This is a genomic window from Planctopirus limnophila DSM 3776, assembly GCF_000092105.1.
Classification (GTDB): Bacteria; Planctomycetota; Planctomycetia; order Planctomycetales; family Planctomycetaceae; genus Planctopirus; species Planctopirus limnophila.
On record NC_014148.1, the window covers coordinates 1,461,048 to 1,473,832 of the forward strand.

The following is a 12,785-nucleotide window of genomic DNA, read 5'->3' on the forward strand; positions in this document are numbered from 1 at the left end:
TGTGGAAACACTCGCGTGAATGTTCTCGCTTGTTACGTGTGTCAGGTTTTACACGAAGAGTGAGGTAATGGCCTGGGCCTTGACCAACTCTCGTGGCTGGTTCAGGTGATTGTAGACGATCGTTTCCGGATGGATGCCAAACGAGTGGTAGATCGTGGCCAGAAGTTCTGCCGGATGAACGGGCGACTTGCTGGGGGCTGATGCCGTTTTATCACTTTCGCCATAGACGGCTCCTGGCGTAATACCTGCACCGGCCACCATGGCGGTATAGCAATAAGGCCAGTGATCGCGACCATCAGCACTGTTACCGTTACCGGACGTGCTGACGCCCTTTTGCGGGCTGCGACCGAACTCACCGACAGCGACCACGAGGGTTTCGTTGAGCAATCCACGCTGATCGAGATCGGTAATGAGACCTGACAGACCGGCATCGAACATGGGGCCGGACTGTTTTTTCATGCGATCTGTCAAACCAACGTGATGATCCCACGAGTGATTATCGCTGTTCGCCACTTTCGGCCAGACCACTTCGACCACACGGGTCCCGGCTTCAACCAGGCGGCGAGCCAATAGCAGGCTTTGACCGAAGGTGTTGCGTCCATAGAGATCGCGGGTAGCATCGTCTTCGGTGGAAATAGCGAATGCTTCCCGGGCGCGGCCGGAGATAATCAGACCGAGAGCCTGATCGTAGTATTCACCCAGTTTGTAGTCGGCGACGGCTTCATCCATGCGGGGCATGAGTGAATTGATCTGTTCACGGAGGCGTGCCCGCCGTTCGAGACGTGTCGCATAAACTTCGGGCCGCAATTGCAGATCGTCAATCCGAATACGCTCCATCTTGGCCATGTCCATGTCGTCGCCATCGGGATAGAGCGTGTAAGGATCGTAGGCTTTGCCCAAAAAGCCAGCCGTGCCTCCTTTGCCGACGACGTTACTTTCCTGAAGTGGTCTGGGGAGCATGACGAAGGGAAGCATCTGCTCTTTGGGTGGTTTCAAGCGGATGATGTTGGAGCCAAAGTTAGGAAAATCCTTGGGCGAAGGAGGTTCCAACTGGCCTGAAGGACTGACTTTATCTGTCGTGTAGCCAGTCATCATCTGATAAATGGCGGCGGTGTGATTGAAGAGGCCATTGGGCGTATAGCTCATCGACCGGATCAATGTGAATTTGTCATTCACCTGGGCCAGTTTGGGCAGAATCTCGGTGAATTTGACGCCTGGCAGTTTGGTCGAAATGGGGGCAAACGCACTGCGGACATTATCGGGAACATTTTCCTTGGGATCCCACAGGTCGAGATGACTCGGGCCCCCTTGAAGATAGACCAGAATAATGCTTTTGGCTTTGTTCCAGCCCGGGCCACCGGTGGCGAGAGCCGAATCATTGGCCTGTGCCTTGAGGCCCAGCATCTGACCGAGTGAAAGACCAAACAGGCCAGTACCGCCCACACGCAGCAAAGCGCGACGCGAAACCCCGAGATGGGGATCGCACATATCTTTTCCAGCTTGACCGGGGATAACTAACATGGCGAGGTGCCCATAAAAAGTTGCAGGTTCAAAAGTTTATTCGAAGTCGTTCTTTGGATGATCGACCCAGTGTGCTCGTTCTCAGTTCGTGAAACTCAATCTCTCGACTGACACTGGGAAAACCTAATCTTGTCTAGTGGTTAAACAGAAACTCGGGACTGTTAATGAGAGCCCAGGCGACATCCTGCACCATCGTCAACCGGAGATTTTCCAGTTGCTTTGTACTCATCTCTTTATCTGTGCGGCGTGAGACGAGCAGACGATCTTCCGGGATGGGCTGTTTCGCTGTCGCGACGGCCTCCTGAAGTGCGACATGCCTGGGATCAGGTGGTAATGGAGAACTTAGCCTGGCAATTTCGGTTTCAATTTTCCGAAGTCCTTCATCCTGAGCGATGATGAATTCTTCGAGGGCGGCCTGCATTTCTGGTGTACGAGCTTCTGGATTCAACACGGCCATTTCGACCAGAGGCGGCAAGCCCACCTGAAGCGGAACGGAGGCGGTCGTGAGCGAGATCCGGAATCGGCCCAAGGCGTGCAAACCATCGGTGTAACGCTGATCGAGCAGGAACGTCAGTTGAGTGCCGGCTTCAAAGTCGATGGGCTGATCGAATTCGAAGGTGGCCCAGTGAGTTTTGCCGACTTGAGGATGAATGGCCCAGCCATTGTTGTTGGGGTTCCGTTTACCGTCGAAGGCGGTTTCTACCGCATAATTCTCCTGTGAGAAATCGGCGACGGCCCGCTTGAGTTTGAGCTTCTTCTTTTGCTTCGGTTTATCGAGCGGTGCCGCTTCGACTTCGATTTCTGTCAGGACAAAGTTGCCGCCGGGGGCCAGACCCGGGCCGCGCGAAGGAAGTCTGACATCCGTCAACGCTTCGAGGCGGAAGCCGGTAATACCGCGCACCTGGGTCTCTGCCACAATGGTGTAGAGGTGGTTATTGCCGGGCTTGCTCTCAGCGAGAATCGATTGATCAGGCTGGATGGTGAGCGAGGCATTCAGGCTCGATTTGGCCTCTTTAGGGACAACTGTGTGCCATGCCGGCGATAGCTGTTCGATGGGAACTGGTGATTTCCACTCTTTCACGAGCGTTTCTTTCAATTCTTCACGGCGTTTCTGGCTGGCCTCCTGTTGTTGAGCCAAAGTCTGCTGTCTCTGCTGTTCCTCCTGCATGCGCTTCGGGAGAAACTCTGCTTCAAAGCTCTGCAACTCCTTTTCGGCCAGTGCCAGGCGTTCAAGACGCTGGGCTTCCAGACGGGAGAAGATTTCTTTCCACTGGGCTTCGCGCTGCTGATAAAGCGTTTCCACCTTGCGATGATCACCCGCAATCTGGTTCATGCTCTCGACAGCTGCATTGACTTCGGCATCTGTGGCAGGGCGTCCGACCATTCTGAGGAAAACTTCATTGATCAGTTGCTTGTCATCGGTGATCTGCTGTGTGAGTTTGGCCAGTTCGTTGGCAGGATCTTCGACCGCTTCGGCCACTGTGGGACCACTGATGAGTGCCATGACAGGTCCTAACTGCAACCCGCTGCTCCGTTCGCATTCACAGGCACTTTCACGAGTGGGGCGACCAAAAGTATTGAGGAAACCACTGGGTAATTCGACTCCTGAATCGGGAAGTGCAGCGGCCCGTGCTCCTGCCGGCACACCAGGAAACTTCGATACGGCCCCGGTCCCGCGGAAGATCGAATCAAAGAGGACTTCTGCAGGAAGACGGCGAGCCATGGCGTGCGAGTAGTTGATTTTGTCGTCTTCGTTCCATTTGTTGGCATCGACAGAAAGCTGGTATGTGCGCGATTTGCAGATCAGCCGCATCATGTGCTGAGTGTCGAAACCGTGCGTGAGGAACTCGCGAGTGAGCTCATCGAGCAGTTCGGGATTACTCGGCGGGTTTCCGGCGCGAATATCATCAATCGGTTCAATGATCCCGACACCCAGCATGTAACCCCACAAACGGTTGACATAGCTTTTCGCGAAGTAGCGGTTGTCTGTGGACGTCATCCAGCCGGCCAGCTGCTCCCGACGCGATGCCTGCTCGGGCAAGTTGGCATTCACTTCGTAAGGGAAGCGAGGTGGTGCCACCGCCTTGGTGCGATCATGTATCACATCGCCTGAGGACTTGTCTTTGATGATCTCGTAAAGAGGTGTGGCCCCTTCGACGGCTGTTCCACCAATGCGGCGATCTCCCGAGGCAGGATCTCGTTCGCGATCAATCTGGGCGAAATAAGCAGCCGTTTCGTAATACTGATCCTGAGTCCATTTTTCGAAGGGATGGTCGTGGCATTTGTTGCAGTTGAAGCGAATCGCCAGGAACAAATGGGTGGTGTTCTCCATAGCATCTTCGGGAGTCCGCAGGATCTTGAAGTATGAGGCTGCGGGCTGGTCTTTGTTTGAACCTTGCGCGGTCAAAACTCTGCGGGCGAACTCGTCATAAGGGAGATTGCCAGCCACCTGTTCCCGAATCCATTGCCGATAGGCGGCCGCACCTTCGGCTCCGAGGAACTTGCGATTCACCTGCAGTAAATCGGCCCATTTGTTGGTCCAGAATTCGACATAGTCCGGGCTCCCGACAAGTTGATCGACCACTTCGTCGCGTTTGACACGCGTGGGCCTGGGATCTGCCAGGAAAGACCTGACTTTGTCAGCCGTGGGTGGCAGGCCCGTCAGGTCAAGATTGACCCGGCGGAGAAATTCAGCATCTGAGCAGAGCCCGCTGGGCTGAATCTTCATTCGCCCCCACTTGTTGGCCACGAGTTCATCAATGCGACCCCAACTTTCAGGCGTTTGCCAGGCAAATCCAGTGCGATCCCCCATCACGGTGAGCGTCGTTGCGGCGTAAGCGCCTTCAAAGCGGGCGAGAATGGGAGCTTCACCCCGGCGCAGAGATGTCAACAGGCCCGAACGGCTGGCGGTCGCCACCTCCATATTGCCCGTCTCAATAAATGACTCGCGAGTCACATCCCGCCGTGCTCCATCGGCATAGGTGGCCATGACACGGAACTGTTGCTGCCCGCCCACTTTCTGGATGATAGGATTCTCGGGCTCCAGACTGATAGAGGTCACTCGCGGCGTCGAGAGATTGAGTTTGGCACCCTGAGCGATCCAGCTTTCGATAATGGAGTAATAGATCTCGTCGCGATTGAGCAGATGTCCGCCGACGTGGGGTGTCACCATCGTGGGCTTTAAGAGCATGAGGCTGTCTTGAGGTGAAGCCAGATTGATACGTCGGCCAGCCAGATCGTCGGTGAACCCCCGCAGATCAAACAGCGGGTCATAGCCTCGCAATGAGAGCTTGAAACCATTCTTGCCTTGAGCCGCTCCGTGGCAGGTTCCCTGATTGCAACCCAGCTTTGACAACACGGGATTCACATCACGCACAAAGTCGACCGGGCTTTCCTGGGCCGGCCAATGAGCTTTAACCGAAGTTTTGGCGGAGAGTTCGCCCCATTGAATCACGAGCTCACCTGCACCGGTCTCGCGAGGTTCGACCAGCCCGGTGGGAGAGACGACAACGAAGGGTGCCTGACTTGTCGAATACTTGACCAGTCGCGTGCCATCGATCACGTCGCCGTTATCCAGTTTGGCGAAGACCAGCAGTTGCACAGATGAAAAACGGCTGGTGAACTCCAGATTTTCCGGAGCCATTGACAATGAGACAATTGTCCGGCCAGAAGGCAAAGATTCCTGGCTGGAAAGCCCTTCCTGACTCGCTGTCGCGGGTGGAGCCACCTTCTTTGTGGCGGCTCCTGCGGAAGCCGTCTGGTCATTCTGCGCGAGATTGACAACTGGGAAAGTTTTCGTCGGTTCGCCAGTGGTCGCGTTCATCTGCCGGAGCAGACCGTCGGCTCCACCAATTGCCAATGTCTGCCCATCGGGCGAAAAGGCGAGTGTGTAGAGCGAACTTTCTGGCAAGCTCCCCTGGGCCAGAACTTTCGTGTTCAACGTGAGGTACTTTTCGAGCTTCTCTTTCTCTTCGGCTGACCGGGAAGTGACCACTTTCTGATTAATTGCTTTGATGTCATCAGGAAGTGACGTATCAAATGTGTAATCATAAATCGCCCAGTGGCCCTGGCCATCGAGAGAAGAGGCTGCTGCAAAACGCTGACCATCGGGGCTGACTGCCACGGAGAAGATTCTTCCCGGCAGAGCGGGCATATGCCGGATGAGGTTGGCATCATCACCAATCACGCGATTCGTCACGCGGAAAACACGGTACACGCGGGCAATACCGTCGGATCCACCGACAATGATCTCATCGCGCTCAGGATGCCGGGCAATGGCCTGTATGCCGCCTTTGAGTGCACCGGGTGTGATCGAAGTCACGTTATCAACAAACCGCTGAGTGGCGACTTCGGTCAGTTTGGTCGTCATATCGCGACCGACAGAAATCAAGTGCGAGCCATCCTTGCTGAAGACGGTATCGCGCACCCAATCACTGTGTGCCCCTTGAAACAGCACCTGCTCTCCCGTGGCGGCATTGAAGGCTCGGACAGAATTATCAGCCCCGCCCAGCGCGACGAGTTTTCCATCGGGTGACCAGCTTCCGCCATAGAGGGTATCGAAAGTGACTGTAGCCGACGTTTCGAGCGACCAGTCTGCAGTTTTCCAAATCTGGAATTCGCCCGTGCGACCAGGATTTCCACCGACGATGAGAACACGGGTCCCATCAGGCGAGAACCGGACAGTCTCAATGCGTTCCGATTGTCCAATCAAGCGAGCGACCACAGCACCTGTCGTGCTGTCGAGAATCAACGCTTCATGGAAGCCTGCCACTCCAAGGAGCTTGCCATCCTTGGAATAGTCCAGCGAGGTGATCAATGGGAGCCGGCTATAGACGGGGGGATGCTCCTGATCGAAGATTCTCAGTTCTGCAGGTGGAGAATCATCTTTGGCACCCTCGCGAATCCAGCGCGTCACCAGATCAATTTCCACCTGTGAAAGGGCGGGGAGGCCTTTGGGCATTTCGGCCTGCCCTTTGTCATTCCGCTGGATTTGCGAAATGAGGTAGCTCTCTTCGGGCTTGCCGGGAACGATCGAGGGCGAGCCGGTTTCGCCCGGCTTCATCATGCTGGCAAAATCAGTGAGAATGTACTCGCCCTGCGATTTAGCCGCCTGGTGGCAACCTGAGCATCGAGACTGCAGCAATGGCTTGATCTGAGAATGAAAGCTGACAGGCTTGGTCTCGGCACCCTCTTTAGGCTGATCTTCTGCCCATGACGAGGCAAGTCCGATGCTGCTGGCAGCCATCAGAATGGCGAACGTGGCGCGACAGAGAAGATTGCGAACAAAAGACAACAGATCCGCAAGGGATGGGAACGATTGTCCAAAAAGGCAGGCGGGTTGAGGCATGGCACATCCGGAACCGAAAGGAGCGGTCAACAATTGTTGCAGTTTTGGCTGCAACCAGAAACCGTTCCCTTGAGCCTCATGATGCTCGTCTTGCGGTTTGCACTCGTAAGCTTCATCCGTCAGCACAAATTTATGCTGACTCAGACGTCGCGCTCACTACGGCAATACCCGACTTGCCAGCCCAGCTCCGTGTGAAAACATGACGAATCATCGCATGTCGCACACAGCGCCGGAGCCATGAAACTCATGGGAACACCCGGCGCCAGTCCACTTTGCCAAAGAATTTTCTGTGGTGATTCATGCGTCACAACAGAAATTGAAGATCCCTGACAAAGGGTAGCTCGAATCATCGAGCAGGCTATTAACACACTTTAGGCTATCGGACTTCTGACAAAATTCAAGCCAACTTTTATTTGTCTTTGTGTTCTGAGGGTTTCAGATCGTTTTTCCCTGACCAGGAATTCCGCACAAGAACTTCTATATAAGCCGTGTTCTGGCGCGGCTCGCCGCAGGAATCAAAGGCGTTTTCTGAAAAGCCTCGCACGAATTGTTCTCACAAAATGAAGCGAACTCGCGTATCTCTTCACATCGTCTTCCGGATCTGGCTTTAAATTGCGGATTTTGATCGGGCGAATTACCGGAGAAGTGCCAACAGAGCTGCCTGACTCGTCTCAAGGTTGTTGATCACTATTTTTTCGACTCCACTGTGACCCGATGTTCAGCTTCAGGTGTCATCCTGACGGTGGGAATGGAAAGATTGTGAGGGTTCTGCCAAGAGGCGTATTGCCTATCTTTGAGAAACTTCGATACGATCCGTAAAGCCGGTGTGATTGTGGCAGGTTTGTTCCCATTGAATTCAGGGATGTTGGAATGATTCAGCGATTGCCGTCTCGAGCGGTGGCAGGTCTTGTCGCATGTTTGTGCTTCATGGCTGCCTCCACGATTTTTGCCCAGAACCTGGGGAAGACCTCCTCCAGTGAGCAAACGACTGCTCGCTTGGCTGCGGATATGATCAGTAAGTACCACATCGGCCAAAAGCCGGTGGATGACCGAATTTCCCAACTGACGTTTACCCGATACTTGAAGGATCTTGATCCGGCGAAGCTCTACTTCACCAAGGCAGATATCGACGAATTCAGTCCCTACAAGGACAAGCTGGATGACCTGCTGAAGGCGGGGAATGTGGAGTTTTCCCATCTGGTGTTCCAGCGTTATCTGCAACGACTCACCGAACGGGTGGCGATTGCTCACCAACTGATTGATTTGCCCCACGACTTCACCGTTGATGAATCGATGGTGACCGATGGCGATCTGCTGGCGTACGCCGCCACTCCCGAAGAGCTCAACGAACGCTGGAGAAAACGCATCAAGTTTGAGCTCGTCTCGCTCTTGTTGGATGACAAAACGATTGAAGAGGCCAGGAAGCAGGTGCATAAGCGCTACGACACGCTGCTGAAAGCTGCCAAGGGAACGGAACCTTCCGAGATTCTCGAGATTTATCTTTCGGCTGTGGCTCACTCGTTTGATCCCCATTCGAGCTATATGTCGCCTCAGACTGTGGAAGATTTCCAGATTTCGATGCGATTGAGCCTCGAAGGGATTGGAGCGGCTCTGCGTTCCATCGATGGTTATGTCACGGTTTCTGAAGTTGTGCCTGGTGGTGCCGCCGAGAAGGATGGCCGTCTCAAAGCGAATGACAAGATTGTCGCTGTCGCCCAGGACGGTGAAGATTACGTCGATGTTGTCGAGATGAAGCTTAATCGCGTGGTCCGCCTGATTCGTGGCATGGGCGGTACGAAAGTGAAGCTCAAAGTGGTGAATGCTGCTAACGAGACCAGCGAAGTCGTATTGACCCGTCAGAAAATCGAACTGAAGGCCCAGGAAGTCAAGGGGGAGATTATCCCGCTCGAAACTCGCATTCCTGGTGCCAAGGGCCGGATTGGTGTGATTAATATTCCATCGTTCTACCGTGATTTTGGTGGAGCACAGGCTGGACAGGACAATTTCAAAAGCACGTCCCGCGATGTTGCCAAAGCCCTGCAGGAATTTGACAAGCAGGGTGGAGTCGATGCCGTCGTGATTGATCTGCGAATGAATGGCGGCGGTGCCTTGACCGAAGCGATTGAAGTCTCAGGGCTGTTTATCGATCAGGGACCAGTGGTGCAGATCAAGGAACCCAACGGCAAAATCAAGTCTTACGACGACGAAGACCCCGGAGTGATGTACAAGGGCCCGCTGGTCGTCCTGTGCAATCGACTGAGTGCTTCTGCCTCGGAGATCTTTGCAGCGGCGATCAAAGATTATGGCCGTGGGATCGTGGTGGGTGATACCACAACGCACGGTAAGGGGACTGTGCAGCATGTGATGCCGATCAGTAATCGGATGTTCTCAGTACTCAACAACCAGGATCTGGGTTCGGTCAAGCTGACCATTAATCAGTTCTACCGGGTCAATGGTGACAGCACGCAGAACCGTGGAGTTCCTTCGGATGTGGTGCTCCCTTCACTTGTCGATCACATGGATCTGGGGGAATCCTTCCTCGAGAATGCACTGGCTTTCGATCAGGTTCCCAAGGCGGCACATCCTATTTATGACATGACACCTGCCAATGTTCTGGCTGCTCTGAAAGAACAAAGTGCCCGTCGTATCGCTGCTGAAGCTGACTTTGACAAGATTCGTAATGATGTCACACGCTTCGATGCTCGCAAGAACCGCAAGACGATCTCTCTGAATCAGGAAACGCTCAAGAAAGAGCGCGATGAAGAGAAGGCTGTGGAAGAGATCCGCAAGGAAGAGGAAGAGCACGAAACCAAGGGAACCAATGGGCCAATCTTCAAGAAGACGCCCTATAATGATGAAGTGCTCAAGATCGCCAGCGAGTATGTGACCTTGCTGCGTCAGGCGAAGACAGCCAAGCGATAATTCGAATTGGATTAGGCCGGGCTGCTGAAATTTTGCAGTTCGTCAAATGTAAAGATCTGAGGGGCGGCACACTTTCATAGTGTGTCGCCCCTCGGGCTTTTGGTGTGCCTTTCAAGTATGAACTATGCAATGAAGCTTTCCGAGAACATGCTTGCTCAGAGCCGCAAGCATGGCACTTTTCGAGGTCTGAAGCATGGTGCGTTTGGGGAGAGCTGTGAGCAGCTGAGGCCAGTTACTTCAAGGTTTCCAGGTAGCTCAGCAGATCGCGGAACTCTTGAGGAGTCATTTGCTGAATCAGCCCTTTAGGCATGAGCGATTCCCTGGAGACGGACTGCTCTTCGATCTGATCAAGCGGGATATCCGAAACGACTCCTTCGTGATTGCGGATGCGAATCATCCCCTTGGGTGAGCCATCGGCCAGCATGCCGGTGATGGTGCGACCATCGGTCATTTCTAACGCGAGAGTGGAAAACTGGGGCGAGATTTCCCGACTGGGCTCGATGATCGATTCGGCGAGCTTCTGCCGGTTCATCGTGCGGGCAATCCCGCTCAGATCTGGCCCGACATTACCACCCGCACCATCGACGCGATGACATTTCGCACAGGCTGTCCCATCGGCTGAGAAAAAGACGCGACGGCCTGCAAGATGGTCTCCAGGAGAGATCCAATCGATCGAGGCTGAAGTGGTGATCTGCTCCCCTGAAGCTGTGGCGAGCCTGAGTTGCTCAAGCACATCGCCTTGTCTCGTGGATTGGATCTTTTCAATTTTTCGAGCGAGTTCCGGCGAGGCGGCAATTTGTGGTTTGAGCACATTTCGCAAAGTGCGAATGGCACTGGACTGAATTCGCGGGTCTGACGAATCGAGCAGTTTCAGGATTGAAGGAGTAATCTCTGCTGATGACTGGGTTCCAGCTTCTGCTGTGGTTGGTGGTGGCAATATGAGACCGGCGAGAGCATCCAGACGCAGTTCGACTGGTAGAGACTCATCGATCGCAATGTTCGTCAGCAGTTGCTTTCTGGCGGGTTGACTGGCACGGGCCAGCGAGCGGACGGCTGCGGTGCGTAATGGCTCGGGACCTTTGAGAGCTGCCTGAAAAAACTGTTCGTTGAGAGCGAGATCATCGGGGCTGATGAGTTCGAGAGCGAGTGCCCGGATCCCTGGATTCTGTGTACTGTCGAAGAGAATCGGCTTTGCCAAAGTCGCCGGGGGAGCCTTCTCAAACTCGGCTGGTGGCTGGCCGGAGGTCATGGCACGAGCCGCCAGTGCCGCGAGAAAGAGATCTTTGGAGGATAAATCTCCTGCGAGAACCTGTTCGATCCATTTCTGGGCATCTGGCAAGCGATCTTCGGCCACGGCCTGTACCAGCAGCCGACGAACAGAGGGATGCGGACTCGTTGCAGCCAGCGATAAGACTTCGGGAGTCAGTCCTTTCTGCTGCCTCAATGCGAGAAACGCCAGTTCGGCGGCGTAAGGATTCGTGGCGACTTTCAGAGCCTGAATCAACTCCTCTGAAGGCTGTTTGGCCGATTCGACCAATCGACGACTGAAAACAAATGGATCTGCCAGTCCGGAGGATGCAGAGGAACGGGGTGCCCCCATGGCAACTGGAACATCTTTGGACGAAGTGGCTAGTTTGGGTGAAAGTTTCCACACGCGGCCCTGCCCATGCAGCTGGTAATCGCGTTTGACCCAGTCACTGAAGTAGACATTCCCGGCGGCATCCTGCTGGATGGAAACAGGGCGGAAATCTTCACCACCAATCACAATGGTTTTGAACTCGGCACTAAAGGAGGTTCCTCGTGGCTTCAGCATGTATTGTTCAATCCGATGATCGCCCCAACTGGTGACGAGCAACGTCTGGTTATAGTCAGCAGGGAAACCTTTCCCCGAATGGACAATGATGCCCGAAGGGGCTTCACCAGTGCCGCAGACCATGGGGAGTGTGCCGGGAATTTCGCCATTCCAGGAGGTGAAAGGATGTGTCCCTTTGCGACCATTGCGGAAGCGGTAGCCGTAATCTCCACCTTCGATGATGTGAAGCAATCGGCAGGGAGGACGGCTGTCGGGATCGTTATCGACTGTGAACCAGTCGCCTGCCTTTGTGAAGGCGCTGGCATACGGGTTCCAGAAACCTGTGGCGACCTGTTCGAGTGCATGGCCGTTGATATCGCAGCGATAGACATTGCCCCCTTCGCCGCCGCCAGCAATGACTTTTCCATCGGCCCCTTTGAGTTCATAAGAGGCCCCCAGGTTTTCGCCGCAGCCAAAGATCAGTTTTCCGGAAGGATGCCAGGCGAGGCCTGAGAGTCCATTGTGTGGATAGTTGCCTGTGGTCTCGAAATTGATCAGCACCTGGGATTCATCACATTTCCCGTCGCCATCGTGATCCTGACATTTGAGTATCTGAGACCGCGTGGCAATGAAGACCAGGTTTCTGGTGGCTTCCCGGGCGAGAGGATCGCGTTCGCCCAAGAGAAGACTCATCGAGTTTTTGAGATCGTCTTTGAAGATGGTGAGAGGAACTTCGGTGGGTTTAGAAGCGTTTCCTGAAGCCTGACTTTGGGGCTGAAAGACGAGCACACGATCTTGCGGATGCCTGGAATAACTGCCGGGACGAAAGTGGGTGTTGTTTTCGATGACCCAGATGCGGCCCTGAGAGTCAACTTCGAGCCCGGTGGGAGTGGCAATGGCGGGGGAATCGAGAACGCATTCCAGTTGCAGGCGATCGTCGAGAACTTTGGGGGGAACTTCGGCGGCAGGGAGAAGCGAGATCCAATTCCCCACGACGAGAAGAGCGGCAGCAAATTGATTGGTCAGTTTCCGCATGTATCGGCTTTCGCTGCAGGATGTGAATGCCAGGTGTTTTGCAGCATCATCCTGTTTCGGTCACGCGAAAACAATTGACCATACTTCGATGTTTTCAAGGCAATTCTGGAATCATGTTTTTATGGCCTTTCAAAGGAACGATGGGCTCTCTTTGGACCCATGATTCAC

The 12,785-nt window shown here is 54.3% G+C and carries 4 protein-coding genes; 1 reads left to right on the forward strand and 3 read right to left on the reverse strand.

Annotation, left to right across the window (positions count from 1 at the left end; genetic code table 11):
- Positions 1-48: 48 nt before the first annotated feature.
- Both PLIM_RS05950 and PLIM_RS05955 read right to left on the reverse strand, forming a co-directional pair.
- Positions 49-1,521, reverse strand: a complete 1,473-nt coding sequence (locus tag PLIM_RS05950) for a DUF1501 domain-containing protein (RefSeq protein WP_041401262.1) — start codon at positions 1,519-1,521, stop codon at positions 49-51.
- A gap of 133 nt (positions 1,522-1,654) precedes the next feature.
- Positions 1,655-6,994 carry a DUF1549 domain-containing protein gene (locus PLIM_RS05955; RefSeq protein ID WP_148226999.1) on the reverse strand — a complete coding sequence of 1,780 codons (5,340 nt, stop codon included), beginning with the start codon at positions 6,992-6,994 and terminating at the stop codon, positions 1,655-1,657.
- 744 nt (positions 6,995-7,738) lie between these two features.
- Between PLIM_RS05955 and PLIM_RS05960 the strand changes: the two genes are divergently transcribed.
- Positions 7,739-9,790, forward strand: a complete 2,052-nt coding sequence (locus PLIM_RS05960; RefSeq protein WP_013109418.1) for a carboxy terminal-processing peptidase — start codon at positions 7,739-7,741, stop codon at positions 9,788-9,790.
- Between the two features lie 232 nt (positions 9,791-10,022).
- Here PLIM_RS05960 and PLIM_RS05965 read toward each other — a convergent pair whose 3' ends face one another.
- Positions 10,023-12,617 carry a PVC-type heme-binding CxxCH protein gene (locus tag PLIM_RS05965; RefSeq protein ID WP_013109419.1) on the reverse strand — a complete coding sequence of 865 codons (2,595 nt, stop codon included), beginning with the start codon at positions 12,615-12,617 and terminating at the stop codon, positions 10,023-10,025.
- Between the last annotated feature and the right edge of the window lie 168 nt (positions 12,618-12,785).

Coding starts and splice junctions, on each gene's coding strand:
- PLIM_RS05950 (WP_041401262.1), bottom strand. CDS start 1,521: ATGTTAGTTATCCCCGGTCAAGCTGGAAAAGATATGTGCGATCCCCAT.
- PLIM_RS05960 (WP_013109418.1), top strand. CDS start 7,739: ATGATTCAGCGATTGCCGTCTCGAGCGGTGGCAGGTCTTGTCGCATGT.
- PLIM_RS05965 (WP_013109419.1), bottom strand. CDS start 12,617: ATGCGGAAACTGACCAATCAATTTGCTGCCGCTCTTCTCGTCGTGGGG.